The 25,377-nt window shown below is 53.3% G+C and carries 26 protein-coding genes and 3 tRNA genes; 14 read left to right on the forward strand and 15 right to left on the reverse strand.

Annotation, left to right across the window (positions count from 1 at the left end):
• Positions 1–45 precede the first annotated feature (45 nt).
• From sufA to AC6I8X_RS08775, 7 genes are all read left to right on the forward strand, one after another.
• Positions 46–420 (forward strand): Fe-S cluster assembly scaffold SufA, encoded by a 375-nt coding sequence (gene sufA / locus AC6I8X_RS08745; protein WP_084874058.1) that lies wholly within the window; start codon positions 46–48, stop codon positions 418–420.
• 7 nt (positions 421–427) lie between these two features.
• Positions 428–1,921 carry a Fe-S cluster assembly protein SufB gene (gene sufB / locus AC6I8X_RS08750; RefSeq protein ID WP_299452516.1) on the forward strand — a complete coding sequence of 498 codons (1,494 nt, stop codon included), beginning with the start codon at positions 428–430 and terminating at the stop codon, positions 1,919–1,921.
• 35 nt (positions 1,922–1,956) lie between these two features.
• Positions 1,957–2,703, forward strand: coding sequence for a Fe-S cluster assembly ATPase SufC (gene sufC / locus AC6I8X_RS08755; protein ID WP_021185257.1), 747 nt, complete (start codon positions 1,957–1,959; stop codon positions 2,701–2,703).
• Entirely contained in the window at positions 2,678–3,955 is a 1,278-nt protein-coding gene (gene sufD, locus AC6I8X_RS08760) for a Fe-S cluster assembly protein SufD (RefSeq protein ID WP_497840910.1), read from the forward strand. Before sufC ends, sufD begins: the two co-directional genes overlap by 26 nt.
• On the forward strand, positions 3,952–5,175 hold the full coding sequence (sufS, locus tag AC6I8X_RS08765) for a cysteine desulfurase SufS (protein ID WP_313689630.1): 1,224 nt from the start codon (positions 3,952–3,954) through the stop codon (positions 5,173–5,175). The genes sufD and sufS overlap by 4 nt, the downstream gene beginning before the upstream one ends.
• A gap of 20 nt (positions 5,176–5,195) precedes the next feature.
• A complete protein-coding gene (sufE, locus tag AC6I8X_RS08770; protein ID WP_299452521.1) occupies positions 5,196–5,612 on the forward strand; it encodes a cysteine desulfuration protein SufE in 417 nt (138 codons plus the stop codon).
• Between the two features lie 65 nt (positions 5,613–5,677).
• A complete protein-coding gene (locus AC6I8X_RS08775) occupies positions 5,678–6,712 on the forward strand; it encodes a L,D-transpeptidase family protein (RefSeq protein WP_497840911.1) in 1,035 nt (344 codons plus the stop codon).
• Positions 6,713–6,776: 64 nt separating this feature from the next.
• On the opposite strand, the gene AC6I8X_RS08780 is transcribed toward AC6I8X_RS08775, so the two are convergent.
• The 6 genes from AC6I8X_RS08780 to AC6I8X_RS08805 form a co-directional block, all read right to left on the reverse strand.
• The gene (locus AC6I8X_RS08780) at positions 6,777–7,013 is read right to left on the reverse strand and encodes a major outer membrane lipoprotein (protein ID WP_007374746.1); all 237 of its coding nucleotides are present in this window, start codon (positions 7,011–7,013) and stop codon (positions 6,777–6,779) included.
• A gap of 304 nt (positions 7,014–7,317) precedes the next feature.
• A complete protein-coding gene (gene pykF / locus AC6I8X_RS08785) occupies positions 7,318–8,730 on the reverse strand; it encodes a pyruvate kinase PykF (protein ID WP_497840912.1) in 1,413 nt (470 codons plus the stop codon).
• Positions 8,731–9,071: 341 nt separating this feature from the next.
• Positions 9,072–9,148: transfer RNA gene (locus AC6I8X_RS08790), tRNA-Val, on the reverse strand.
• Positions 9,149–9,281: 133 nt separating this feature from the next.
• A tRNA-Val gene (locus AC6I8X_RS08795) sits at positions 9,282–9,358 on the reverse strand.
• Positions 9,359–9,361: 3 nt separating this feature from the next.
• Positions 9,362–9,438, reverse strand: a tRNA-Val gene (locus AC6I8X_RS08800).
• A gap of 153 nt (positions 9,439–9,591) precedes the next feature.
• Entirely contained in the window at positions 9,592–10,965 is a 1,374-nt protein-coding gene (locus AC6I8X_RS08805; protein ID WP_497840913.1) for an MATE family efflux transporter, read from the reverse strand.
• 201 nt (positions 10,966–11,166) lie between these two features.
• Here AC6I8X_RS08805 and AC6I8X_RS08810 point away from each other — a divergent pair, with 201 nt between their 5' ends.
• Entirely contained in the window at positions 11,167–11,817 is a 651-nt protein-coding gene (locus AC6I8X_RS08810; RefSeq protein WP_497840914.1) for a riboflavin synthase subunit alpha, read from the forward strand.
• A 41-nt stretch (positions 11,818–11,858) separates the two neighbouring features.
• Here the strand turns inward: AC6I8X_RS08810 and cfa are convergent, their stop codons facing one another.
• Both cfa and punC read right to left on the reverse strand, forming a co-directional pair.
• Complete coding sequence (gene cfa, locus AC6I8X_RS08815) at positions 11,859–13,007, reverse strand: cyclopropane fatty acyl phospholipid synthase (protein ID WP_299452534.1); 1,149 nt, start codon at positions 13,005–13,007, stop codon at positions 11,859–11,861.
• A 308-nt stretch (positions 13,008–13,315) separates the two neighbouring features.
• Entirely contained in the window at positions 13,316–14,524 is a 1,209-nt protein-coding gene (gene punC / locus AC6I8X_RS08820; protein WP_497840915.1) for a purine nucleoside transporter PunC, read from the reverse strand.
• Positions 14,525–14,633: 109 nt separating this feature from the next.
• On the opposite strand from punC, the gene punR reads away from it, so the two are divergent.
• Complete coding sequence (gene punR, locus AC6I8X_RS08825) at positions 14,634–15,545, forward strand: DNA-binding transcriptional activator PunR (protein WP_313689169.1); 912 nt, start codon at positions 14,634–14,636, stop codon at positions 15,543–15,545.
• On the opposite strand, the gene purR is transcribed toward punR, so the two are convergent.
• The gene (gene purR / locus AC6I8X_RS08830) at positions 15,542–16,567 is read right to left on the reverse strand and encodes an HTH-type transcriptional repressor PurR (protein ID WP_084874071.1); all 1,026 of its coding nucleotides are present in this window, start codon (positions 16,565–16,567) and stop codon (positions 15,542–15,544) included. The genes punR and purR overlap by 4 nt on opposite strands.
• A gap of 285 nt (positions 16,568–16,852) precedes the next feature.
• On the opposite strand from purR, the gene cydH reads away from it, so the two are divergent.
• Complete coding sequence (gene cydH / locus AC6I8X_RS08835; protein WP_139810913.1) at positions 16,853–16,942, forward strand: cytochrome bd-I oxidase subunit CydH; 90 nt, start codon at positions 16,853–16,855, stop codon at positions 16,940–16,942.
• 55 nt (positions 16,943–16,997) lie between these two features.
• Here the strand turns inward: cydH and AC6I8X_RS08840 are convergent, their stop codons facing one another.
• Positions 16,998–17,783 (reverse strand): C40 family peptidase, encoded by a 786-nt coding sequence (locus AC6I8X_RS08840; RefSeq protein ID WP_497840916.1) that lies wholly within the window; start codon positions 17,781–17,783, stop codon positions 16,998–17,000.
• A 367-nt stretch (positions 17,784–18,150) separates the two neighbouring features.
• Here AC6I8X_RS08840 and AC6I8X_RS08845 point away from each other — a divergent pair, with 367 nt between their 5' ends.
• On the forward strand, positions 18,151–18,483 hold the full coding sequence (locus tag AC6I8X_RS08845; RefSeq protein ID WP_021185244.1) for a Grx4 family monothiol glutaredoxin: 333 nt from the start codon (positions 18,151–18,153) through the stop codon (positions 18,481–18,483).
• 36 nt (positions 18,484–18,519) lie between these two features.
• Here the strand turns inward: AC6I8X_RS08845 and rnt are convergent, their stop codons facing one another.
• From rnt to eptA, 5 genes are all read right to left on the reverse strand, one after another.
• Entirely contained in the window at positions 18,520–19,185 is a 666-nt protein-coding gene (gene rnt / locus AC6I8X_RS08850) for a ribonuclease T (RefSeq protein WP_299452546.1), read from the reverse strand.
• A 110-nt stretch (positions 19,186–19,295) separates the two neighbouring features.
• Positions 19,296–19,703, reverse strand: coding sequence for a lactoylglutathione lyase (gene gloA, locus AC6I8X_RS08855; RefSeq protein WP_299452548.1), 408 nt, complete (start codon positions 19,701–19,703; stop codon positions 19,296–19,298).
• A 96-nt stretch (positions 19,704–19,799) separates the two neighbouring features.
• On the reverse strand, positions 19,800–20,897 hold the full coding sequence (locus tag AC6I8X_RS08860; protein WP_313686569.1) for an alkene reductase: 1,098 nt from the start codon (positions 20,895–20,897) through the stop codon (positions 19,800–19,802).
• 48 nt (positions 20,898–20,945) lie between these two features.
• Complete coding sequence (locus AC6I8X_RS08865; RefSeq protein ID WP_313686571.1) at positions 20,946–21,542, reverse strand: TetR/AcrR family transcriptional regulator; 597 nt, start codon at positions 21,540–21,542, stop codon at positions 20,946–20,948.
• Positions 21,543–21,581: 39 nt separating this feature from the next.
• Positions 21,582–23,219, reverse strand: a complete 1,638-nt coding sequence (gene eptA / locus AC6I8X_RS08870; protein ID WP_497840917.1) for a phosphoethanolamine transferase EptA — start codon at positions 23,217–23,219, stop codon at positions 21,582–21,584.
• Positions 23,220–23,449: 230 nt separating this feature from the next.
• Between eptA and AC6I8X_RS08875 the strand changes: the two genes are divergently transcribed.
• The 3 genes from AC6I8X_RS08875 to sodC all read left to right on the forward strand — a co-directional run bounded on the left by AC6I8X_RS08875 (position 23,450) and on the right by sodC (position 25,256).
• The gene (locus AC6I8X_RS08875) at positions 23,450–23,689 is read left to right on the forward strand and encodes a DUF1289 domain-containing protein (RefSeq protein WP_084878433.1); all 240 of its coding nucleotides are present in this window, start codon (positions 23,450–23,452) and stop codon (positions 23,687–23,689) included.
• Positions 23,690–23,761: 72 nt separating this feature from the next.
• Entirely contained in the window at positions 23,762–24,658 is an 897-nt protein-coding gene (locus AC6I8X_RS08880) for an aldo/keto reductase (RefSeq protein WP_497841024.1), read from the forward strand.
• A gap of 79 nt (positions 24,659–24,737) precedes the next feature.
• Positions 24,738–25,256, forward strand: a complete 519-nt coding sequence (sodC, locus tag AC6I8X_RS08885) for a superoxide dismutase [Cu-Zn] SodC (protein WP_497840918.1) — start codon at positions 24,738–24,740, stop codon at positions 25,254–25,256.
• The last annotated feature ends 121 nt before the right edge of the window (positions 25,257–25,377 follow it).

Raw genomic sequence — 25,377 nt, forward strand, 5'->3', positions numbered from 1 at the left:
CATAGGGGGATAGCCTGAAAAGGCCCAGACTTACGAGGTAGCACTATGTCATCAGTAAATGCAGCTTCTTTCTCACCCGAAGATTTCGTCTGGAAAGGGCTGACGCTGACCGAATCGGCAGCAAAACAGATTCTTAACCTGGCCGCTGAAGACCCGGAAGTCAAGGGCCTGCGTCTGGGGGTGAAACAGTCCGGCTGTGCCGGTTTTGGTTATGTCATGGACCTGGTGAAAGCGCCTGCCGATGACGACCTGCAGTTCTCCTTCTTTGGCGCAACGTTGTTTGTGCCGCTTCAGGCAATGCCGTTCGTTGACGGAACCGAAGTGGATTATGTCCGTGAAGGCCTGAATCAGATCTTTAAATTTAATAACCCTAAAGCTCAGCACGCCTGCGGGTGTGGCGAGAGCTTCGGCGTCGAGTAAGTCAACTATGTCACGACACAGCGAAACATCTGACGATGTACAAATGTGGGAAGGCAAGCTCAATTATAAAGAGGGCTTCTTTACCCAACTGCAAACCGAAGAATTTGCTCACGGCCTCAATGAAGATGTGGTGCGGGCAATTTCGGCTAAGCGTAACGAGCCAGAGTGGATGCTGGAGTTTCGTCTTAAAGCCTTTCGTGCCTGGCTGGAAATGGAAGAGCCGCACTGGCTGAAAGCGCATTATGAGAAACTCGACTACCAGGATTACAGCTATTACTCGGCGCCATCCTGTGGCAACTGCGATGACACCTGTGCTTCCGAGCCAGGCGCTACCCAGGCCTCAGGTTCAACCCCATCCAGCGAATATTTGACGCAGGAAGTGGAAAACGCCTTTAACCAGCTGGGTGTGCCGGTGCGTGAAGGCAAAGAAGTGGCGGTCGATGCCATTTTCGACTCCGTTTCCGTTGCCACTACCTATCGCGGTAAGCTGGCGGAGCAGGGCATCATTTTCTGCTCCTTTGGCGAAGCGATTCAGGAACACCCTGAGCTGGTGAAAAAGTATCTGGGTACCGTGGTTCCGGCCAACGATAACTTCTTTGCTGCGCTGAACTCAGCAGTCGCGTCGGATGGTACCTTCGTGTACATCCCGAAAGGCGTGCGTTGTCCGATGGAACTGTCTACCTACTTCCGTATTAACGCGGCCAAAACCGGTCAGTTCGAGCGCACCATTCTGGTGGCAGACGAAGACAGTTACGTCAGCTACATCGAAGGTTGCTCGGCACCGGTGCGTGATACCTATCAGCTGCACGCGGCAGTGGTGGAAGTGATTATCCACAAAAACGCCGAAGTTAAATATTCTACCGTGCAGAACTGGTTCCCGGGTGGTGAAGGTGAGGGCGGTATCCTCAACTTCGTGACCAAGCGTGCCTTGTGTGAAGGCGACCACAGCAAAATGTCGTGGACGCAGTCAGAAACCGGTTCAGCCATCACCTGGAAATACCCGAGCTGCATTCTGCGCGGTGATTACTCCATCGGTGAATTCTATTCCGTGGCGCTAACCAGCGGACATCAGCAGGCCGATACCGGCACCAAGATGATCCACATTGGTAAGAACACCAAATCGACCATTATCTCTAAAGGTATCTCGGCCGGTAAGAGCCAGAATACCTATCGTGGTCTGGTGAAAATTATGCCAACCGCCACCAACGCGCGTAACTTTACCCAGTGCGACTCGATGCTGATTGGCCCGGATTGCGGTGCGCATACCTTCCCGTATGTTGAAGCGCGTAATAACACCGCACAGCTGGAGCATGAAGCCACCACCTCGCGTATCGGTGAAGATCAGATGTTCTACTGTCTGCAACGCGGTATCAGCGAAGAAGATGCGATCTCAATGATCGTGAACGGCTTCTGTAAAGATGTTTTCTCCGAGCTGCCACTGGAATTCGCCGTGGAAGCGCAAAAATTGTTAGCAATCAGCCTTGAGCACAGCGTGGGCTGATGGCCCGTTGCCGGAAGCAATGTGAAGGAAAGAGTATGTTAAGCATTAAAGATTTACAGGTTAGTGTTGAAGACAAAGAAATTTTGCGCGGCCTGAACCTTGAAGTGAAGCCGGGTGAAGTGCATGCCATTATGGGACCCAACGGTTCCGGTAAAAGTACCCTGTCTGCAACCCTGGCTGGCCGTGAAGATTATGAAATCACCGGCGGTTCCGTCACCTTCAAAGGCAAAGATTTGCTGGAGCTGGAGCCGGAAGAGCGTGCGGGCGAAGGCATCTTTATGGCGTTCCAGTATCCGGTGGAAATTCCGGGCGTCAGCAACCAGTTTTTCCTCCAGACGTCCGTCAACGCGGTACGTAAATACCGTGAGCAGGAAGAACTGGATCGCTTCGACTTCCAGGACTTTATCGAAGATAAAATTCATCTGCTGAAAATGCCGGAAGACTTACTGACCCGTTCTGTGAACGTGGGCTTCTCCGGTGGTGAGAAAAAGCGTAACGACATCCTGCAGATGGCGGCACTGGAGCCGGATCTGTGCATTCTTGATGAAACCGACTCTGGTCTGGACATCGATGCGCTGAAAATCGTGGCCAATGGCGTTAACAGCCTGCGTGACGGTAAGCGTTCATTCATTATCGTTACTCACTACCAGCGCATCCTGGACTACATCAAGCCAGACCATGTACACGTGCTGTATCAGGGCAAAATTGTGAAATCTGGCGACTTTACGCTGGTGAAACAGCTGGAGGAGCAAGGCTATGGCTGGCTTACCGACGAAGAGTGATACTGCCCTGCAACAGTGGCATCACCTGTTTGAATCGCGCGGTGAAGTGCGTTCATTGCAGGCACAGCAGCACTGGCAGCAACTAATGCGTCTCGGCTTGCCAACCCGCAAGCACGAGAACTGGAAATACACCCCGCTGGAAGGTTTGCTGGGCCAGCAGTTTGTGCTGCCACAACCGCAGGACGTGACCGCTGAACAGGTTGAGCAGTTAGCGCTGCCAATTGAAGCGGTGCGCCTGGTGTTCGTCGATGGGCGTTTCCAGCCCGCGCTGAGCAGCCGCGATACCGGCCTGTTTGAAATCCAGCATTCGCAGGCGGCAGAACGCCGTCCGCTGCCGGCAGCGATTCAGCCGGAAGTGTTTCTGCATCTGACTGAAAGTCTGGCAGAAGAAGCCACCAGTATTCGTCTGGCGCGTGGTAAAGCGGCGGCACTGCCATTGTACCTGCTGCATATCACCAGCGGCCAGGATGCCGGGATGAATACCGTGCATCACCGTCACCATTTGCAACTGGAAGCCAGTGCAGAGGCGGAAGTGATTGAGCACTACGTTACGCTGAACGATGCACCTCACTTTACTGGTGCGCGTTTCACCTTCGACGTGGCCGACAATGCCCGACTGTCGCACATCAAACTGTCGTTCGAGAGCGAGAAAAGCTACCACTTCGCCCATAACGATGTGGTTCTTGGTCGTGATGCGCAGGTCAGCACCACCAGCTTCCTGCTGGGTGCCGGTTTGTCACGTCATAACACCAGTGCACAGCTGAATGGTGAGAACACCAATCTGGCGATGAACAGCCTGGCCCTGCCGGTGAATCAGGAAGTGTGCGATACGCGTACTTACCTGGAGCACAACAAAGGCTACTGCATGAGCCGTCAGATGCACAAAACCATCGTGCGTGACAAAGGCCGTGCGGTGTTTAACGGCATGATCAAAGTGGCACAGCACGCGCTGAAGACCGACGGACAGATGACCAACAACAACCTGTTGATGGGGCGTCTGGCGGAAGTGGACACCAAGCCGCAGCTGGAAATCTACGCCGATGACGTGAAGTGCAGCCACGGTGCTACCGTAGGTCGCATCGACGATGAGCAGATGTTCTATTTGCGTTCGCGCGGTATTGAAGAGTCTGCTGCACAGCGTATGATCATTCATGCTTTTGCCGCTGAGCTGACCGAATCCTTAAAGAATCCGGTACTGCGTCAGGCAGTGTTGCAGCGTATTGCTGCGCGTATCCCGGGAGTTGAGTCATGAGTTTCGATCTCGAACGAGTCAGAGCGGAGTTTCCGATTCTGAAACGCGAGGTCAACGGTCATCCGCTGGCTTATCTGGATAGTGCAGCCAGCGCACAGCGTCCGCTGGCCGTCATTAATGCGGAAAGTTATTTTTATCAGCACGGCTATGCGGCCGTGCACCGCGGCATTCATTCGCTGAGTGCGCAGGCCACCACGGATATGGAAAACGTGCGCATCCAGGCGGCGCGTTTTCTCAATGCTTCTTCGCCGGAAGAGATTGTTTTCGTCAAAGGCACCACTGAGGGGATCAACCTGGTGGCAAACAGCTGGGGCGGCAGTCAGCTCCAGCCCGGCGACAACATCATCATTACCGAGATGGAGCACCACGCCAACATTGTGCCGTGGCAGATGGTTGCTGCGCGTACTGGTACAGAGATTCGTGTACTGCCGCTGAATGAGCAGGGCGAACTGGCGCTTGAGCAGCTGGGTGGATTAATCGATAGCCGTACCCGGTTGCTGGCGGTGACCCACGTTTCCAACGTGCTGGGCACGGTCAACCCGGTAAAAGCTATCGTGGCCCAGGCGAAAGCCGCTGGCGTTACCACGCTGGTGGATGGCGCGCAGGCGGTGATGCACCATGCGGTTGACGTACAGGACATCGGTTGCGACTTCTACGTTTTCTCTGGTCATAAGATCTACGGCCCGACCGGTATTGGTGTCCTGTATGGCCGCAAGGCACTGCTCGATATCATGCCCCCCTGGGAAGGTGGTGGTTCGATGATCGATCAGGTGCAGCTGCCGACCGGCACCACCTGGAATACCGCACCGTGGCGTTTCGAAGCCGGTACACCGAATACCGGGGGTATTATTGGTCTGGGTGCGGCCCTGAAGTGGGTCACCGAGCTTGGGCTGGACACTATCCATCAACGTGAATCGATGCTGATGCGTTATGCATTGGATAAGCTGGCCTCCGTACCGGACCTGACCATTTATGGTCCGACGACGCGCAGCGGTGTGGTGGCGTTCAACCTCGGCAAGCATCATGCGTTTGATGTGGGAAGCTTCCTCGATCAGTACGGCATCGCGATTCGTACCGGGCATCATTGCGCTATGCCGCTGATGCGCCACTATGCAGTACCCGCCATGTGCCGGGCCTCGTTCGCGCTTTACAACAGCGAGGAAGAAGCCGACCGTCTGGCGGCTGGTCTGACGCGTATTCATCGTCTGCTGGGCGGTTGAGCAGATTTCAGGAGTCACCAATGGCAAATTTGCCAGACAAAGAGAAACTGGTGCGCAACTTTAACCGTTGCGCTAACTGGGAAGAGAAGTACCTCTACATCATTGAACTCGGGGCAAAATTACCAGAATCGTCTGAAAGCTTATATCAGCCGGAAAACGTGATTTCTGGCTGTCAGAGCCAGGTGTGGATCACCATGACTCCACAATCAGATGGGACTATTGCCTTCGCCGGTGACAGCGATGCTGCCATTGTTAAGGGTTTGATTGCCGTGGTATTTAGCCTGTATCAGGGGCTGAAAGCGCCGGAAATTCTGGACCTGGATGTGCGCTACTGGTTTGAACAACTTGCGCTCACCCAACACCTCACCCCTTCGCGTTCGCAGGGGCTTGAAGCGATGATCCGCGCGATCCGTCATAACGCACAGTCCCTCAGCTAAGATACACTCTCCAGACCCCGGCCAATCTGACCGGGGTCTGTTTCTTCCGACAAAGAGAAAATTGCATGAGACCAGCTTTACGTTTAGCCGGTGCATTGCTGTTGTCCTGCTGCGGACTGTCTGCACCTGCGCTTGCCACGGAATACCCTCTGCCCGCCGCTAACAGCCGTTTAATTGGCGAAAACACCCTTACGACTGTACCTGATGACAAACGCCCGCTGGAAAGCATTGCAAAGCATTATAAGATAGGTTTGCTCGGCATGCTGGAAGCCAACCCCGGGGTTGATCCCTGGCTACCCAAAGCCGGTACGCAGCTGACGGTGCCGTTGCAGATGTTGTTGCCGGATACGCCGCATGAAGGCATCGTGATTAACCTCGCTGAACTGCGCCTGTATTACTACCCCAAAGGGGAAGATCGGGTGATTGTCTATCCCATCGGCATCGGCCAGCTGGGGGCAGCGACACCGATTATGGTGACCAGTATCGGCCAGAAAATCACCAATCCGACCTGGACGCCTACGCCGAATATCCGCAAGCGCTACGCGAAAGAGGGCATTACCCTACCGGGTGTGGTGCCTGCCGGGCCAGATAACCCCATGGGGCTGTTTGCCATGCGCCTGGCGCACGGTTCTGGCCAGTATCTGATTCACGGTACCAACGCCGATTTTGGCATCGGTATGCGTGTCAGTTCAGGCTGTATTCGCCTGCGTCCGGAAGATATCGAAGCGTTGTTTGCCGGTGTGCCGAAAGGCACGCGTGTGCAGGTGATCAATCAGCCGGTGAAGTATGCGATAGAGCCGGACGGGAAGCGTTTTATCGAAGTGCATCAGCCGTTATCGCACACCGATAAAGATGATCCACAAACCATGCCGATTGCGTTAACGGCGGCAATGAAAAACTTCCTCAATAGCCCGCAAAGCGATACTGCGCTGATTAAGGCTGCGCTGGAGAGACGTTCGGGAATGCCGGTGCTGGTGAGCAGTGGAGAGCCGGTTACAGCAGATACGGCGATGCCGCAGGTGGTGCAATCTCAGCAGGGGAGTGAGGCCACGCGTGCAACCATCAGTGAAGCGATGGGGACACCTGTCGCGAAGCCCTGAATTCTGGCTAAATCAGGACAAAAAAAATGGCGCCTTAATGGCGCCATTTTTAGTACCAGAACTCTTACTTACGGTAAGAGTGAGCCTGGTTGTCCAGACGCTGGTTAGCACGAGCTGCGTCATCTTTAGCAGCCTGAACGTCAGAACGGATTGCGTTCACGTCGTTGCTCAGCTGGTCAACTTTAGCGTTCAGAGTCTGAACGTCTGAAGACAGCTGGTCGATTTTAGCGTTGCTTGAGCAACCAGCCAGCAGAGTTGAACCCAGGATTACCGCGCCCAGTACCAGTTTAGTACGATTCATTATTTATACCCTCTAGATTGAGTTAATCTCCATGTAGCGTTACAAGTATTACACAAAGCTTTTTGAGTTGAGAATAAATTTTTGATGAGAACATGCTTAAACTTGATCGTTCGCTCAAAGAAGCATCGTTTCGCAGAAGATGATAAAAATATTTAGCTAAAACAGAGGGATTTAATCGGATTAACCTTAATTTTCTGGCTTTTTGAATAGTTATTATCGATTGGCAATTTCCAGTATCTGTATTAGCCACAGAATAAAAAAAGCGCCCGATAAGGGCGCTTTTTAATAAACATTGAATTAAAAATCAGAGTACGTGTACAGACGATGTATTGGTGGTTCCACTTGGCACCAGTGCACCGGATACCATCACCACCACGTCGCCTTTTTGCCCATAACCGCTTTCCAGCGCCATTTCTTTACCAATACGGTAGAAATCATCAGTTGAGGCAATCTCGTTAACCAGACGGGTTTCCACACCTTTGCTCAGAATCAGCTGGCGTGCGGTGGTCGCATTGGTGGTCAATGCCAGGATGGTCGCATCCGGGAAGTATTTTCTGATGGCTTTGGCTGATTTACCGCCTTCGGTCGCTACCACAATCAGCGGGGCTTCCAGCTTCTCGGCTGTCTCAACAGCACCACGGCATACCGCTTCCGTGATACGCAGTTTGCGTGAGTCCTGCAGTGAATCAATGCGTGATTTCATGACGCGGTCAGTGCGTTCACAGATGGTCGCCATGATAGTCACTGATTCCAGCGGATACTTACCTTTGGCGCTTTCGCCAGACAGCATCACTGCATCGGTACCATCGAGAATGGCGTTTGCTACGTCACCGGCTTCAGCACGGGTCGGACGTGGGTTTTTGATCATAGAATCAAGCATCTGGGTCGCGGTAATCACCACTTTGCGTGCTTTGTTGCACTTCTTGATCATCATCTTCTGCGCGAAGATCACTTCTTCAACCGGGATTTCCACACCCAGGTCACCACGGGCGACCATGATGCCGTCTGAGGCTTCGAGAATTTCATCGAAGTTGTTCAGGCCTTCCTGGTTTTCGATTTTGGAGATGATCTGGATGTGCTCGCCACCGTGCTGTTTCAGGTGTTCACGGATTTCCAGCACGTCAGAACGTTTACGGATGAAAGAGGCCGCGACGAAATCGACACCCTGTTCACAACCAAAAATCAGATCGCGTTTGTCTTTTTCAGCCAGCGCAGGCAGCTGAATGGAGACACCTGGCAGGTTAACGCCTTTGTTTTCGCCGAGGTCACCGTTGTTCAGCACTTTACACACTACGGCGTTTTCAGTGACTTCAATCACTTCCATGCCAATCAGGCCATCATCCACCAGCACGGTGTTGCCAATCTTCAGATCTTCAGTAAATCCGGCATAGGTCACCGCGACGCGGTCACTGTTACCAATAACTGACTGATCGGTGGTGAAGGTGAAGGTCTGTCCGGCTTTCAGAGACGCGTCGTTGCCGCCTTCCAGTTTCATGGTGCGGATTTCCGGACCTTTGGTGTCCAGCAGAATCGCCGCCTGACGACCGGTTTTTTCGATGACGGCACGCATGTTTTTAATGCGCTGACCATGCTCGGCGTAATCCCCGTGTGAGAAGTTCAGGCGCATGACATTCATGCCTGCTTCCAGCAATTGAGTCAGCATCTCTTCCGATTCGGTTTTCGGACCGATAGTACAAACGATCTTGGTCTTTTTCATGTCAGCTTATCTGTAAGTTGTGATGGATGATAAAGGTTGGGATTCGATGCGCAGGCATCGAAGTGGAAATTTGTTTGGTGTTGATAAGGGTAATACAGAGTAAGAATAGGAGACGATGGCTAAGCGTGCAGGGAAGTTGTGCGGTACGCGAGGGAACCGGCCAGGCGGTGTTGCGCAAATAATTTGAGTTCTCGCAATAAACACGTTAGCGCTGAAACCTTTCAAGTGAGACAACGCGGCATAGTATAGACGCTAAGTACGCGAAAACCAATATGAAAGCGGTAACATAAAACGATGCAGATCAAGGAACAGAGTGTTGCGCAACGGGAGAGTGAAAAGAGTGGTGCGTTCTAATGGACTCGAACCATCGACCCCCACCATGTCAAGGTGGTGCTCTAACCAACTGAGCTAAGAACGCATTTTATCCGTCATATTTCAGGTTGCAGCTGCGTTAGCGGCACTTATTCACCCCAGTCACTTACTGTTGTCAGCGCTTGGGAATTTATTCGCTTGCTGCCTTCCTGCAACCCTAATTATTTAGGATGAAGAAATGGTGCGTCCGAGTGGACTCGAACCACCGACCCCCACCATGTCAAGGTGGTGCTCTAACCAACTGAGCTACGGACGCACTTGGTGCGCTCTAATGGACTCGAACCATCGACCCCCACCATGTCAAGGTGGTGCTCTAACCAACTGAGCTAAGAGCGCAACACGCTGTCAGGGCGACAGCGGGGACGAATATTAACGGCACGCTGGTAAGCTGGCAAGGGGAAAAAGTGATTTTTCATCATGACTGACCAGCATCTGTGCTATGCGTCGTTTTTTTAGGCGTTGCGGGCCTTTTACGGCCCGCTCAGCCACTTAGCGGGCGGCGCGTGTCAGAATCACCTGGGCAGGCAGACGTTGCAAACGACGAATGCGCCAAATCATCATGATCGCCGCCGAGGTTAACCCGACGATAAAGCCACACCAGAAACCGGCCGGGCCGAGTCGGGGCACGACCCAATCTGTCAGCGCCAGGATATAGCCAACCGGCAGGCCCAGTACCCAGTAAGCAATCAGGGTGATAAAGAAGATCGAACGCGTATCTTTGTAGCCACGCAAAATACCGCTACCAATCACCTGAATCGAATCCGAGAACTGGTAAATCGCTGCCAGCAGCATCAGTTGCGCCGCCAGCGTGATGACTTCCGGGTTGGCGGTGTACAACGCGGCGATATGATGGCGGAAAGTGACGGTAAACAGCGCGGTGATGGCGGCCATACTGATGCCGACGCCTTGCGCGGTCCATGCCGCCACCCGTGCCTGTTCTGGCGAACCCTGTCCCAGCCGGTAGCCCACGCGAATCGTCGTTGCCACACCGAGTGACAACGGCAGTACGAACATCAGTGAACTGAAGTTCAGCGCAATCTGGTGCCCGGCGACCTTAACGATACCCAGTGGCGACACCATCAACGCCACCACGGCAAACAAGGTCACTTCAAAGAACAGCGCCAGCGCCACTGGCAGGCCGAGGGTAAACAGACGAGACAGAATCGTCCGCGAAGGTGCTGACCAGCCGGTTGCCATGCGAATATCGCGCATACTGCCCATCCGCTTCAGCCAGAAGCGCATCACCAGAAACATCACCCAATACACTGATGCCGTTGCCACACCGCAGCCGACACCACCCAGCGCAGGCATACCAAAATGTCCGTAGATGAACACATAGTTCAGCGGAATGTTAGTCAGCAAACCGAGGAAGCCGAGCACCATGCCGGGTTTGGTTTTTGATAACCCTTCACATTGGTTACGCGCCACCTGGAAGAACAGATAACCCGGTGCACCGAACAGCAGGGCATGGAGATAACCCTCAGCTTTGGCGGCCAGAAATGGATCGATATCATGCATGGAGCGGATCAGATATCCGGCGTTCCACAGCACCAGCATAATCAACACCGCCACGAACAGCGCCAGCCAGTAGCCCTGACGAACCTGTTCAGCAATGCGCTCGCGGCGTCCTGAACCGTTGAGTTGCGCAACGGTGGGCGTCAATGCCAGTAGCAAACCATGACCAAACAGAATGGCGGGAAGCCAGATAGAGGTGCCGACCGCAACGGCAGCCATATCCGTGGCGCTTACCGAACCGGCCATAATGGTATCCACAAACCCCATCGAAGTCTGGGCAACCTGAGCAAGGATGACCGGGATCGCAAGGGCCAGCAATTGACGCGCTTCTGTTAAATACTTCTGCACGTATCACCTGCATTTAAAATAAAAAGGAGAGCGGGGAGACATCCCCAAAGAATACGCGGCTTAGTGTAACGGTCGCTTGCGTATCCGCCAAACATTGTTCGCAATTTGTTAAAACAAGCGTGTAAATTTTGCGCACCGGCAAATTAAACCCGAGCGGGTCAGCTGTGATAAACTACGGCAAACTTCGCAGAGGCTGAGATTATGTTTACTGGAATTGTGCAGGGTAAGGCAGAAATTGTTGCTATTGAAGAAAAAGAGCTGTTTCGCACTCACATCGTAAAATTGCCGGAAGAGTTACTGCCGGGGCTGGCGCTGGGGGCTTCGGTTGCTAACAACGGTTGCTGTCTGACGGTGACGGAGATTGACGGCGACCGGGTGAGCTTTGACTTAATCAAAGAAACCTTGCGTATTACCAACCTGGGTGAATTGCAGGTGGGCGATCTGGTCAATATTGAACGTGCGGCGAAATTCAGTGATGAAATTGGCGGTCATTTAATGTCCGGCCATATTATGACCACCGCAGAGATCTGCAAAATTATTCAGTCGGAAAACAACCGTGAGGTATGGTTTAAATTACAGGACCCGTCGCAGATCAAATATATTCTGCACAAAGGTTTTGTCGGTATTGACGGCATCAGCCTGACCGTGGGCGACGTGACGAAGAGTAAATTCTGCGTGCATCTGATCCCGGAAACGCTGGAGCGCACCACACTCGGAGCGAAAAAGCTGGGACATAAAGTGAATATCGAGATCGACCCGCATACCCAGGCGATTGTCGAAACCGTTGAGCGCGTCCTGGCACAGCGTGAAGCCGCTGTACTGGCGCAGCAGACGTCTGACGAAAGCGAATAAACCCGCAATCAATAAGGCGCCATTTGGCGCCTTTCTGTTACTTAGCGTGCGACACGCAAACCGCCTTCAGCGCCACGGCTAAATACCACCTGCCACAACTGAATATCACGCGCCCGGAATGCTCCGGCACAAGCGCAGAGATAATAACTGAACATGCGTTTAAAGCGATCGCCATATTTTTCTGCCAGCTGCGGCCAGGCTTCGAGGAAACGTTCATGCCAGGCCATCAGCGTGGTGTCATAATCCGCGCCAAAATTATGCCAGTCTTCCATTACAAAATGGGACTCGCTGGCATCGGCAATCTGGCGTACGGAAGGCAGACAGCCATTCGGGAAGATATATTTGTCGATCCAGGGATCCACATTCATATCGGTTTTAACTGACCCGATGGTATGTAGCAGGAAAATACCGTCCGGCTTCAGATTACGGTCGGCCACTTCAAAATAGGTTGCGTAGTTTTTCGGGCCAACGTGCTCGAACATGCCAACAGAAACGATGCGATCAAATTGCAGATTCAGGTCACGATAATCCTGCAACAGAATGGTGACATCCAGACCGGCACAACGCTCCTGCGCCATTTTCTGCTGTTCAGCCGAAATGGTCACGCCATGCACTTTAACACCGTAATTGCGGGCGGCAAATTCAGCCAGTCCACCCCAGCCACAACCAATATCCAGCAATGACATGCCGGGTTCGAGTTGCAGTTTGCGGCAAATCATATCGAGTTTGGCCTGCTGTGCCTGTTCCAGTGTTTCCGCATCCTTCCAGTAACCGCAGGAATACTGCATAAAAGGATCGAGCATCAGTGAAAACAGGTCATTACCGAGATCGTAATGTTCTTTACCCACAATCCAGGCACGTTTTCTCGATTGCAGATTGGTCAAACGCGCCGCAGCGATTCGCAGTGTATCTTTAAAATGATGCGGTAATTGCTGATCCAGATGGTGTTTCAGTACGCGATGAAAGAACATGTCGAGGTTTTCACATTCCCACCAGCCGTCCATGTAACTTTCACCGAGGCCCAGCGACCCTTCCTGCAGGACCCGTTTAAAAAAATCCGGATGCTTAACCTGAATATCCCAGGGGCGAGTACCATTTATGGCAATATCGGCCCGTTCCAGTAATTCATGGGCGATACGAAACCAGTGGTTTTCTTCAAGGCTCACTTCTTCTATACACGATGAACTCATAGCTTCTCCATCACCTTTCCGATTTCAACCTGAGAAAAGAATAGTCAATTTCTCCAGGCTTGTGAGAGAACTCACGGAAAATCCGTGCGCCAGATATCCGACGTTTTACAGAGGTATGAATCTGAATAGAAATGTCTGGCACAACACAGGGGAGAACATCGTGCAGACACCATCCCAGCGACAGAGTCGCTAAATATTAATACAATTATGTTATTGATTTGTTACAGAAATGCTGACCCACGCAGTATATGCTTCCGTGGGTCAATATTCAACGACTTATCGTTAGTTTGCTAACTAAGGCCGTTGCGTTAGCGATTATCTTCGCAGGGACGGGAGTTGTGAGCAACATCACTTTGTGCGTTTGCCACAGCGGCACGCTGCCAGCCGAAACCAGCCCAGGCAAGCGCCACAGTCGCGAGCATGACCAGGCTGGTACTGTGCAATGCCTGTTGTAAGCCAGCGGAAACCAGCAGGCTGGCGATAAAACACAATCCCAGCTGCAGCAGATTTTGTAAGGATGCCGCTTTACCGGTGGCCTGAGGGAAAGGCAGCAGTGCGCTGGCGACCACGATCGGATAGATAGCACCATTGGCCAATGCCATGCCACAGAACGGCAGCAGCAGCGCCCAGAGCGCAGGTGTTGCAAGCTGGGCAACAGCAAACAGGCTGACGATGCTCAGGCTGTAAATCACCAGCAACCATGGCAGCAGTTGTTTGCTCTGGAACCGATTCAACAGGGCACGGCAACCAAAGCCACCTACGAGGAAGGCGATGGTCTGCGGTACATAACTCAGACCAATATCGGCGGGTGAAAGCCCGGCATCAGCGAGGATGAAAGGCGAACCGGTCAGCCAGGCGAAAAAGCTGGCGGAGCAGGCAGAATAAATCAGCACATTGCCGCTGTAGACCTTTGAAGCCAGTAACGTCAACCATCCGGGCTGTGGCGCGCGTGCCGCCTGGGTGCGGGTGGGGTTCGCCAGTTGCAGGGTACCGACCAGCAACACCAGCGTGACCAGCGTCAGCAGCAGGAAAATGCTACGCCAGTGGAAATGGCCCATCAGCCAGGCTCCCAGCAACGGGGCCAGTGCCGGTGACAACGCCACCAGCGGCATAATGGTGGCGAAAACTTTGTTCGCCTGCGCCTGTGGATAGCGATCAACCACCAGCGCCTGCCAGCTGACAGCCGCCGCGCAAACACCCAGCGCCTGGACAAAACGCAGTGCCAGCATCAGTCGCACATCGGTTACCCACAACATGCCGAGACAGCCCAGCGCGAAGATCACTAATCCGGCCAGCAGAATGGGTTTGCGACCAAAGCGGTCAGACAACGGACCCCAGAACACCTGCGCACAGGCAAATCCACCGAGGAACAGGCTCAGGCTGGCGCTGATGGTGCCGGGGGCAGTGGCAAAATCCTGCTGCATGGCACCGAAGGCCGGCAGGTACATATCCGTAGCAAGAAAGCCCAGCATGCTTAGCAAAGCAAGGTAAGGCAAAAATCCTTTTGATGACAACATGGTGATTCTCATTAGACAAATTAAACGCCGGGGAGTGTAAAAGGGTGCGGCAGTCTTTGTGAAACGCTAATATTTGCGAGGTGCTATCAAAAATTTTGCAGGCAAAATTATGTGGTCTGAATACGCGCTTGAAGTGGTGGATGCGGTGGCTCGCAGCGGCAGTTTTAGCGCAGCGGCGCAGGAGTTGCATCGCGTGCCTTCTGCCATCAGCTATACGGTACGCCAGCTGGAAACCTGGCTGGCCGTGCCTTTGTTTGAAAGGCAGCACCGGGAAGTGGTATTGACGGCAGCGGGTGAGCATTTCGTGCGTGAAGGCCGGAGTGTTATCAAAAAAATGCTGGCAACCCGACGCCAGTGCCAGCAACTGGCTAACGGCTGGCGTGGTCAGTTGAGCATCGCGGTTGATTGTATCGTTAAACCGCAGCGTACCCGGCAACTGGTAAAGGATTTCTACCGTCACTTCCCGGATATGGAGCTGATTATCAGCTATGAAGTGTTCAACGGGGTCTGGGATGCGCTGGCTGATGGACGGGTCGATGTGGCGATTGGGGCCACCCAGGCCATTCCGGTCGGTGGGCGTTTCGCCTTTCAGGATATGGGCGCGCTGAACTGGCGTTGCGTGGTCAGTCCCGGGCATCCCCTGACAAAAAGTACCCAGCTGGATGAAGAAACCTTACGGACGTGGCCTTCGCTGGTGCTGGAGGATACGTCGCGGGCGCTGCCGCGGCGGATGACCTGGACGCTGGATAACCAGCGACGTCTGGTGGTACCGGAGTGGGAAACCGGGATGGATTGCCTGCGGGCAGGTTTGTGCGTGGGCATGGTGCCGGGCCATTTAGCCCGGCCACTGCTGGATAGTGGCGAGTTAACCGAACTGACGTTGCCTGCGCCTTTCCCGGAGAGTCCCTGTTGTGTCAGCTGGTCGGAACAACGCGCTTCACCGGCATTAAGCTGGTTGCTGGATTATCTGGGCGATGCTGAAACGCTCAACCATGAGTGGTTGAGCGAAACGGTGGCTTAGCGGCGATAATCGCGGAACGGACCGTCAGCGACTGAGCGGCGTTCAATCAATGTTGGCTGCACTTCGATGGTCTGCGGCTCTTCGCGTTTACTGGTGATGCGATCGAGCAGCATTTCCAGTGCTTTTTCTCCCAGCTGCGCTTTCGGCTGATGAACGGTCGTCAGCGCTGGGGTGAAATACCGGGCGTTGCGCACGTTGTCATAGCCAATCACCGAAATATCCTGTGGCACACGTAGCCCCATTTCATCGGCGGCACAAATCGCACCCATCGCCATGATATCGCCGCCACAGAACACCGCCGTCGGACGTTGTTTCTGGTTGAGAATCTGCTGCATCGCCTGATAACCGGATTCTGGTTCGAAGTCGCCCTGCACAATCCATTCCGGACGAACGGTAATACCGGCTTCATGCAGTGCCTGCATAAAACCAGCATGACGACCGCCGCCAGTATTGCGCTCCATCTGGCCGGGGATGGCACCAATGTCGCGATGTCCACGTTCGATCAGGTAACGTCCCGCAAGATAGCCGCCCTGGAACGCGTTATCCTGCACGGTATCGGTGAAATCACCGCGAGACTCGCCCCAGTCCATCACCACCATCGGGATATTGCGGTTCTCTTCCAGCATGGTGAGCAGGTCGTCGGGATATTCGGAACACATCACCAATAAACCGTCGACGCGCTTTTGCGCCATCATCGAGAGATAAGCACGCTGCTTTTGCAGATCGTTATGCGCATTGCCGAGAATCAGCGTGTAGCCGCGGTCGAAACAGTGGTTTTCCACCGCTTCGATGATTTCCGCGAAATAGGGGGCTTCGCTGGAGGTGGCGAGCAATCCCAGTGTTTTGGTGTGGTTGACCTTCAGGCTACGCGCCACGGCGCTGGGCGAGTAGTGCAGTTCTTTGATCGCTTCCCATACGGCGTTACGCGTCTCTTCCGCGACAAAACGCGTCTTGTTGATGACATGCGAAACCGTGGTGGTGGAGACACCGGCGCGTTTCGCCACATCTTTAATTGTTGCCATGAAAATGGTACTCCCGGGCTTATCGCAACTTACTGATAAGTATATTGTTAAACGTTTGCGTCTGCTAATGGTTTTGCGCCCCAAATTTTGGGGCAAATGGCGAAGAAAAAGGCGTTAACTCTGAGTCTAAATCACTTTAACAGGCCACAAACACAGCGTGCGCAAAATCTGTTGCGCAACGAAAGGCGGCGATTCTAGCAAGCTGACGCGGATAACACGAGATTTTTGCCAGGGGCTGTGCGAAAATTACATTAACCCTTCAATTAATGTGACTAAGGAGTTGTGATGAGTACAGACCTGAAACTGGCGCTGGGTACTACCGTTGGCGCGCTGTTAATGATCATCGTGTTCAGCTTCACCGCGATCCTTCATTAATAAAAAAGCCGGACCTGAAATTTCAGTGTCCGGCTTTTTATTGCGCAGTGACCGCTTAGCGAATGGTTTTCGGTGTCATCATGCGGCGTGCACCAACATAATGCTTCTGCCAGTAATCTTCACCTAATGCGCTAATCTGAATATCTTTACCGGTACGCGGTGACTGAATAAACTTGCCGTTGCCAAGGTAAACACCTACATGGTCAGCGGTACCGCGATGGTTAATGCGGAAGAACACCAAATCTCCTTTCTCCAGCATATCGCGTTTAATCGGCGCCGCATCACGCAGGTGATACATTTCGTTAGCGGTGCGGGGGAATTTGTATTTCACCAGGTCTTTATAGGCATACCACACCAGACCACTGCAATCGAAACCGGTATGCGGTGAAGTACCGCCCCACTGGTAGGGTTTACCGATCTGACCCATTAATTTGTTCATCGCCGTTTCACGCGCCTTTTGATAGCGCTGACGGTGTGATTTGCTCATCCTGATGGTGGTGAGGTCGCTGGCGTCATCCTGCTCAGATATGACTTTCGCCACGCGCTGATGACCATATTTTTTGGTCGGCGACTTCAGCAGGGTTTTTCTGCGGGTGGTTTTGTGCAGCGCAGTTTCGGTTTTCGTGGGTTTCTTCAGTCTTAACTTATGAACACTGCTGGTAAGGCGTGATTTTTTGGTGCTGGTCTTGACCGGGCGTCGTTTACGGCGCTCATCTTCGCGTGCACTTTTTTTCTCTGCATTATGCAAACTGGCATTGATGGGCGCATGCGGTGACGCAGAAGCCACATTAAAAAACAGTTGGGCGAAAGCCAGCATAAAAAGCGTAATAAGTAAACGCATAGTCCGGTTACAGGTTAAGCAGTCTGCGATAAAACAGCCTGCGGCAAGTTAGAAAAATCTGATCAATGATCAGCGCCGGGATTGATTCTAATCCACTTTTTTTCCAAAAGGTAAGGCATTTTTCGATTAATCTGTTACCAGATGGTATCTGGGGCAAAAATGAGCGATTTCAGCCGGTTAACGCAGCATAATTATTGCCAATTATTAATCGGTTCATGCTTGCTAATGATATGAAAATGTTATTTGTGGCGTTGGAACTTAACAAACATGGCGATTAAGGTCGCTGAGAAGCAAAATCCCGTTTTCAGTGCGGGGGTGAAGTCGCTACAATAAACAAACACGAAGTGAGGAATTAAGGAAGGCAAAAATGAGTACTGTTGAAAAAATTCAGCGCCAGATCGCAGAAAACCCGATCCTGCTGTATATGAAAGGTTCGCCGAAACTGCCAAGCTGCGGTTTCTCTGCGCAGGCGGTGCAGGCTCTGTCTGCCTGTGGTGAGCGCTTCGCGTATGTTGATATCCTGCAAAACCCGGATATCCGTGCTGAATTGCCGAAATATGCCAACTGGCCAACGTTCCCTCAGCTGTGGGTCGATGGCGAGCTGGTCGGTGGTTGCGACATCATCGTGGAGATGTTCCAGCGTGGTGAGCTGCAACCGCTGATTAAAGAAACTGCTGAGAAGTATAAAGAAGCAGAATAATTGCAAAGGCCGACGCATCGTCGGCCTTTCTTTTGGTCATTCTGCATCGTCTTCCGATACATCGTCACTGAACGCGACCGGCCAGCCGCCAAGGCGCTTCCAGCGATTGACCAGCTCGCAAAACAGCGTCGCGGTTTGTTCAGTGTCATACAAGGCAGAATGCGCCTGGGTACTATCGAAATCCATACCTGCCGCTTTACAGGCTTTTGCCAGCACCGTCTGACCCAGCACCAGGCCGCTTAATGCGGCGGTATCAAAAGTGGCAAAGGGATGGAATGGGTTGCGCTTCAGACCGGCACGTTCGGCTGCCGCCATAAGAAAGCCATGATCAAAGGTGGCGTTATGCGCCACGATAATCGCGCGATTGCAGTGACTGTCCTTTGTGCCTTTACGCACCATCTTAAAAATTGCATGCAGCGCTTCATATTCGCTCACTGCGCCACGGAGTGGGTTGCTGGGATCAATCCCGGTAAACGCCAGTGCATCCGGGTTAAGAATCGCACCTTCAAAGGGTTCAACGTGAAAATGCAGCGTTTCATCGCGATGTAACCAGCCGTCTTCATCCATTTTGAGTGTGGTGGCGGCAATTTCCAGCAGGGCATCGGTTTTGGCATTAAAACCGGCCGTTTCGACGTCGATCACCACGGGATAAAAACCGCGAAAGCGTTGATGGAGAGCGTTTAAGTCGTTCGATTCAGACATCAGGATCTCATAGCAATAAATGGGGCAGCGCGCATTATGGCAAAAATTGCGGGAGGGTGCAGCAGGAGAGAGGAGCGCCAGCCCGTAAATACCCAGGCTGGCAGGCAGGCTTAGTTGCCGATGCCGTGTCCGGCGTGTTTGTTTTCGATCAGTTCGATTTTGTAGCCATCCGGATCTTCGACAAACGCAATCACCGTGGTGCCGCCTTTAACCGGGCCAGCTTCTCGGGTCACTTTACCACCGACATTGCGGATGCGGTCACAGGTGGCCGCAACATCATCGACGCCCAGAGCAATGTGTCCGTAGGCGTTGCCGAGATCATAGCTCTCGACGCCCCAGTTATAGGTCAGCTCAATCACGGCACCTTCGCTTTCTTCGGTATAGCCAACAAAAGCCAGGGTGTACTTATATTCGGTGTTTTCGCTCTGACGCAGCAAGCGCATGCCCAGCACACGTGTGTAAAAATCGATGGAACGCTGCAAATCGCCAACGCGTAACATGGTGTGAAGTAAACGCATAACATCCTCTTTTAACAAGCACAAAGGCTAAGTATAGCGAGTTAACGCTCTGAAGAAACAGCATTGCCGCACATCCGGTGCGGCAATCAAACTTTCTTATAACGTCGGGTAATCGGTATAACCTTCGGCACCGCCACCGTAGAAGGTTTCCGGACGCTGCGGATTGAGCGGCGCATCCTGTTGCAGGCGAGCCACCAGATCCGGGTTGGCGATAAAATCACGACCAAAAGCCACGGCATCAATCAGGCCACGCTGAATCAGGTCATCCGCTTTTTCAACGGTATAGGCTCCCGCACCGATGATCACCCCAGGGAACAACGCGCGTACTTTCTCACGGAAAGCGTCGCTATAAGGCTGACCACCCGCCCAGTCTGGCTCTGACAGGTGCAGATAAGCCAGTTTACGTTTGCCTAATTCCGAGATGTACCACAGTGCGGCGGCTTCTTCATCCGCGCCATTTTCCAGATTCTGGAAAGCACCAATCGGTGAAATGCGGATACCGATGCGATCGGCAGACCAGTTAGCAATCGCCGCATCCACCACTTCGAGCGCGAAGCGACCACGTTTGGCAATCGAACCGCCATACTCGTCTGTACGCTGGTTGGAGCCAGGGGCGAGGAACTGATGCATCAGATAACCGTGCGCCGAATGCAGTTCCAGCAAATCAAAGTCTGCTTCGCGTGCGTTGGCAGCAGCCTGACCAAAATCCGCCACGATCTGCTGAATTTCAGCCACGCTGAGTTCACGCGGTACGGAGGTATCTTCCCGGTACACGGTGCCATCGGTGTGACGCAGTGAGGTACGGGTACCGGCAGCCAGAGCAGAAGGGGCGACCGGCGGCAGACCATCTGGCTGCACGCTATTATGGGAGATACGCCCGGTATGCCACAGTTGCACCGCGCTGTGTCCGCCTGCGCCGTGAATGGCCTCGTTGATGACTTTCCACGCGGCGATTTGCTGCTGGGTGTGCAGCCCCGGCGCACCGGCATAACCTTTCGCCTGGAAAGAAATCTGGGTCGCTTCCGTGATGATCAACCCGGCGCTGGCGCGTTGCTGATAATACTCGGCCATCAGTGGGGTGGGGATATCGCCTGGCTCAATGCTGCGCAGACGCGTCAGAGGCGCCATGAAAACACGGTTAGGCACGGTAATCGCACCCACTTTCAGGGGGGAGAACAGCTGTTTACTCGCCATGATGACTCCTGTATTAGACCGGTCGTCTAGAAACTGCGGTTTTTAAAATCAGTGGCTGGTCAGCCACTGTTCAATGGTTTCGAGCGCCAGACTAATCGGGCCTGGCTCTCGTGAGATCTTGCTTTGCAGGCTGGCACCCAGCCACAAAAGATAGCAACGTTGTGCCAGCTGTTGCGGGGTTTGCCCATACAACAACGCCTGTTCCGCTGCCACATCATTGAGACAGCGGGCATAGGCATTAATCACCGCCGTTGCGCCATGTTGCAACGCATCCCGCATCGGTTCTGACAGGTCGCACACCTCGGCGGACAGCTTCACCCCGAGACAACCCATGATATGGCCTTGTTCGATAAATAAACGTTCCGCCGAACGAAAGTGTTGCAGGAAACGCTCTCGTGCTGTGGCATCAGGCTGATTGAGTTGCTGCTCAATCATCTGCAAATGATGGACAAAATAGCGCTCCAGCAGGGCCACACCGAAGGCTTCTTTCGAGCGGAAGTAGTGATAAAACGAGCCTTTCGGCACTTCCGCCAGCGTCAGCATTTCGCTGAGGCCCATCCCGGTAAAACCGCGTTGCAAACACAGCTGCTCGCCGGTAGCGAGCAGATGTTCACGGGTTTCGTTGCGTTGCAGAGTCTTGTTCATGGACAGCAGAGTAATAGACCGATCGGTCTAATGCAATCTTTAGCTGGCTGCCTGGCACGATCTGATCATATCCAGTTGCGGCTGATATTCGCGGGTCTGGATGTTAAACATGCCGAGCAGAGTATGAAACAGATTGTCCTGTGACACCGGCTGATCGGCAGCCTGCTGACGTAAACACCCCTGATTAATATGGTATGTGGCAGCGTAGCCCGGCGACATCCACATCAGCAACGGGATATGAGTTTGCTGTGAGGGGGCAAACAGATAGGGAGCACCGTGCAGATACATGCCATGTTCACCCAGCGATTCACCGTGGTCAGAAAGATAAACCATCGCCACATTGAAGCGATCGCTCAAACCTTTGAGTTTATCAATGGTGCGGCTCAGCATATCGTCGGTGTACAGCAGCGAATTGTCATAGGTATTCACCAGCGCCTGGTGGTCACAATCCTGGATCTGATTGCTGTCACAGGTTGGGGTAAAACGACGGAATTCAGCCGGATAGCGCTGATAATAAGCCGGGCCGTGGCTACCCATCTGATGTAGCACGATAATGCCGTCGTTATGCAGGCTGCCAATGTAGTTGTCCAGATTGTGCAGCAGAACATCATCAAGACAAAAACCGTCATGACAATATTGTGGCAGGTTCCACAGGGTCATATCAGTATGCGGGACACGATCGCAGGCACCTTTGCAGCCACCGTCATTCTCGCGCCACAGTACGCTCACCCCCGCATGGGCCAGCACATCGAGCAGACCTTCCTGATGGTGGGCCAGATTGGCATCGTACTGCTCACGTGGCATATTCGAGAACATGCAGGGCACGGAAACGGCGGTTTCGGTGCCGCAGGAGCTGGTTTGTGGATAGTAGATCACCTGCTGCTGCTTCAGCTGCGGATTGGTTTCTCGCGCATAGCCGCCGAGGGAAAAGTCTTCAGCGCGACCGGTTTCGCCCACCACCAACACCACCAGCGTTTTTTTCTGTTCGGCGGCGATTAATGGGCCTTTATGGGCATCTTCGCCGATCTTCACCAGTTGCTGACTGCCCTGTAACCAACGCTGATCGACATAATGGCCGGTACCGCTGACGATATTGGCCGGGGTGATCATTTTTACCAGCCCTTTGTTGTTGCGGATCAGCGAGGCATAATCTTTATAAAACAGCACCGCCATCAGCAGGATTATCAACAACGCCCCGAGGGCACCGGCCAGGCGCTGCAACAGGCTCCACCACCAGCGTTGTCCTGAGCGGATACGGACGCTGGTGATAAACGCCGCAGGCAGTATCCCCATCAGCAGCATCCAGATGACCCATGTGCGGCTGATCAGCGCACCGGCTTCCTGGGCATTCGACTCAAACACGTTTTCAATCATGTTGGTATCGATAACCGTACCGAAGCTGTGCATAAAGTAGTTAGCGGCGGCGCTGGTCAGCACCAGCAGTATCAATAGCGGTTTACGGATAAACGGCCAGGCGAGCAGGGTAAAAATAAAGTAGAACGCGGCGATCAGGACCACGGGAATACTGGCGGCGAACAGATAATCATGCAGCCGTGTGTAGGGAATAATTTGCCATGCGCGCAGCAAAAACAGGCCATTTAGCACAACACCAAAGAAAAACGCGGCGCTGAAATTAAACCAGCCAGAGTGACACTGTAACTTATTCGGGAATTTCATGAAAACTCATCAATGGAACAGAATCGCGCCAGAGTAGAGACAAAATATGAGGAAAACCTTAACCAAACTTAAACGCCCCCAGGGTCCACAGGGACAGATTAGTAAGTAACGGTAACTCGCTGGCTGGCGAAAAATTGATTGTGCAGAATACGTGCAATTGGCGTTTACTCTGCGCACAATGTCACTAAGCTGTTATCAATATGCTGCAATTTGCCTGTACCGGAGTGGATGTGGCCGAGCAACTTGAGTTTTTTCCTGTCCCCAGCCCCTGTCGGGGGATTTGCCAGAGCGATGCTCGTGGTTATTGTCGTGGCTGTCTGCGCAGTCGCGAGGAGCGTTTTGACTGGATGAAATACAGTGATGCGCAAAAGCGCCATGTGTTGCGTTTATGCCGTCAGCGCTGGTTACGCCTGCAGCGCAGTCAGAAACCCGAAGAACCAGACGAACCGCAACAACCCTCACTGTTCTGACCGTTGCTGTGCGTGACTTTCCGTTATACTGCCGATTCATCCATTCGGATTTGCGTTTAACGGAGAGCTATGATGTTACAGCCGCAACAAATTGCCCCGCAGGGACCGCTATTTTCACCGCTGATCATGGGTTACTGGCGTCTGATGGAATGGGGCATGACGCCACAGCAGTGCGTGCAGTTTATCGAGCATCATCTTGCGCTGGGCATCACCACGGTTGACCACGCGGATATTTATGGTGATTACCAATGTGAGGCCGCATTCGGTGCAGCGCTGAAACTGGCGCCGGGTTTGCGTGAAAAGCTGCAAATCGTCACCAAATGCGGCATCGCGACGCGCGCTAAACCGGAGCACCAGATCGGTCATTACATCACCGATACCCGCCATATTTTGCAGAGTGCAGAAAATTCGCTGCGCCATTTTGCTACCGATTATCTCGACCTGCTGTTGATTCATCGCCCCGATCCACTGATGGATGCAGATGCAGTTGCCGAAGCATTCCTCTCATTGCATCAGAGTGGAAAAGTGCGTCATTTCGGTGTCTCCAATTTCACCCCGACCCAGTTCACCCTACTGCAATCACGTCTGCCTTTTACCCTGGCGACCAACCAGCTGGAAATTTCTCCGCTGGAACAATCGACATTACTGGATGGCTCGCTGGATCAGTGCCAGCAATTGCGTATGCGCCCGATGGCCTGGTCCTGTCTCGGCGGTGGGCGTTTATTTAACGACCCGCATTACCAGCCACTGCGTGATGAACTGCATCAGGTGAAACAGGAAATCGGTGCCAGCAATATTGAACAGGTGGTGTATGCCTGGGTGATGAAACTGCCCAGCCGCCCCTTGCCGATCATCGGTTCGGGTAAAACAGCGCGTGTCAGTGACGCGGTGGCGGGCTGTCAGTTAACGCTGGATCGCCAGCAGTGGTTCCGCATTCGTAAGGCTGCACTGGGCTACGATGTGCCCTGAAGCGTAAAAATGCGTCAAAATGCAGCAGCACCGGGAAAAAGCAGCCAGGCTTACAGGGAACTCACCATAAGGAGATGTTATGAACAGAATCCTGATTGCTGTTCTGGCGCTGCTCTGTAGCGGCGTTGCCCAGGCTGCTTCAGAAGAAGTCGAGCTGCACAAAGTGACGGAACAAGGTATTGGCGCGGCGATTGGCAAGGTGACCATCACCGAAACCCCTTATGGGCTGCAATTTACCCCCGCGCTGAGTGGTCTGCCTGCGGGCATCCATGGCTTCCATGTCCATGCCAACGGCAGCTGTGAACCCGGCGAATCGGCTGGGAAAATGGTGGCGGCGGGTGCGGCAGGGGGGCATTTTGATCCCGGAAAAACCGGAAAACATCTGGGACCCTATGCCGAAGGCCACCTGGGTGATCTGCCTGCGTTATATGTCGGCGATGACGGTAAAGCGAATTATCCGGTGCTGGCCCCGCGTATCAAATCCCTGAATGAAATCAAAGGGAAAGCCCTGATGGTGCATGTGGGCGGTGACAATCATTCTGATCACCCGCAACCACTGGGCGGCGGCGGTGCCCGCTTTGCCTGTGGTGTGATTTAACCGGGGGCGGCGACCTGCTGCCGCCCCGATTTGCGTAACCAGACATTTCTCAGATATTTTTGCACTGTTCCCGCTGATTTTTCCCGCCTATGATACGTGGCAGGGAATAAAACCGCTCAGG

This window comes from Pantoea sp. X-Soil-TKNS-1280 (assembly GCF_059730475.1).

Coding starts and splice junctions, on each gene's coding strand:
- eptA (WP_497840917.1), bottom strand. CDS start 23,219: ATGAAATTCCCGAATAAGTTACAGTGTCACTCTGGCTGGTTTAATTTC.
- gloA (WP_299452548.1), bottom strand. CDS start 19,703: ATGCGTTTACTTCACACCATGTTACGCGTTGGCGATTTGCAGCGTTCC.
- rnt (WP_299452546.1), bottom strand. CDS start 19,185: ATGTCTGAATCGAACGACTTAAACGCTCTCCATCAACGCTTTCGCGGT.
- sufA (WP_084874058.1), top strand. CDS start 46: ATGTCATCAGTAAATGCAGCTTCTTTCTCACCCGAAGATTTCGTCTGG.
- AC6I8X_RS08840 (WP_497840916.1), bottom strand. CDS start 17,783: ATGCGTTTACTTATTACGCTTTTTATGCTGGCTTTCGCCCAACTGTTT.
- AC6I8X_RS08775 (WP_497840911.1), top strand. CDS start 5,678: ATGAGACCAGCTTTACGTTTAGCCGGTGCATTGCTGTTGTCCTGCTGC.
- sufB (WP_299452516.1), top strand. CDS start 428: ATGTCACGACACAGCGAAACATCTGACGATGTACAAATGTGGGAAGGC.
- purR (WP_084874071.1), bottom strand. CDS start 16,567: ATGGCAACAATTAAAGATGTGGCGAAACGCGCCGGTGTCTCCACCACC.
- punR (WP_313689169.1), top strand. CDS start 14,634: ATGTGGTCTGAATACGCGCTTGAAGTGGTGGATGCGGTGGCTCGCAGC.
- cydH (WP_139810913.1), top strand. CDS start 16,853: ATGAGTACAGACCTGAAACTGGCGCTGGGTACTACCGTTGGCGCGCTG.
- sodC (WP_497840918.1), top strand. CDS start 24,738: ATGAACAGAATCCTGATTGCTGTTCTGGCGCTGCTCTGTAGCGGCGTT.
- sufE (WP_299452521.1), top strand. CDS start 5,196: ATGGCAAATTTGCCAGACAAAGAGAAACTGGTGCGCAACTTTAACCGT.
- cfa (WP_299452534.1), bottom strand. CDS start 13,007: ATGAGTTCATCGTGTATAGAAGAAGTGAGCCTTGAAGAAAACCACTGG.
- AC6I8X_RS08880 (WP_497841024.1), top strand. CDS start 23,762: ATGTTACAGCCGCAACAAATTGCCCCGCAGGGACCGCTATTTTCACCG.
- AC6I8X_RS08865 (WP_313686571.1), bottom strand. CDS start 21,542: ATGAACAAGACTCTGCAACGCAACGAAACCCGTGAACATCTGCTCGCT.
- sufC (WP_021185257.1), top strand. CDS start 1,957: ATGTTAAGCATTAAAGATTTACAGGTTAGTGTTGAAGACAAAGAAATT.
- punC (WP_497840915.1), bottom strand. CDS start 14,524: ATGTTGTCATCAAAAGGATTTTTGCCTTACCTTGCTTTGCTAAGCATG.
- sufS (WP_313689630.1), top strand. CDS start 3,952: ATGAGTTTCGATCTCGAACGAGTCAGAGCGGAGTTTCCGATTCTGAAA.
- pykF (WP_497840912.1), bottom strand. CDS start 8,730: ATGAAAAAGACCAAGATCGTTTGTACTATCGGTCCGAAAACCGAATCG.
- AC6I8X_RS08860 (WP_313686569.1), bottom strand. CDS start 20,897: ATGGCGAGTAAACAGCTGTTCTCCCCCCTGAAAGTGGGTGCGATTACC.
- AC6I8X_RS08845 (WP_021185244.1), top strand. CDS start 18,151: ATGAGTACTGTTGAAAAAATTCAGCGCCAGATCGCAGAAAACCCGATC.
- sufD (WP_497840910.1), top strand. CDS start 2,678: ATGGCTGGCTTACCGACGAAGAGTGATACTGCCCTGCAACAGTGGCAT.
- AC6I8X_RS08780 (WP_007374746.1), bottom strand. CDS start 7,013: ATGAATCGTACTAAACTGGTACTGGGCGCGGTAATCCTGGGTTCAACT.
- AC6I8X_RS08810 (WP_497840914.1), top strand. CDS start 11,167: ATGTTTACTGGAATTGTGCAGGGTAAGGCAGAAATTGTTGCTATTGAA.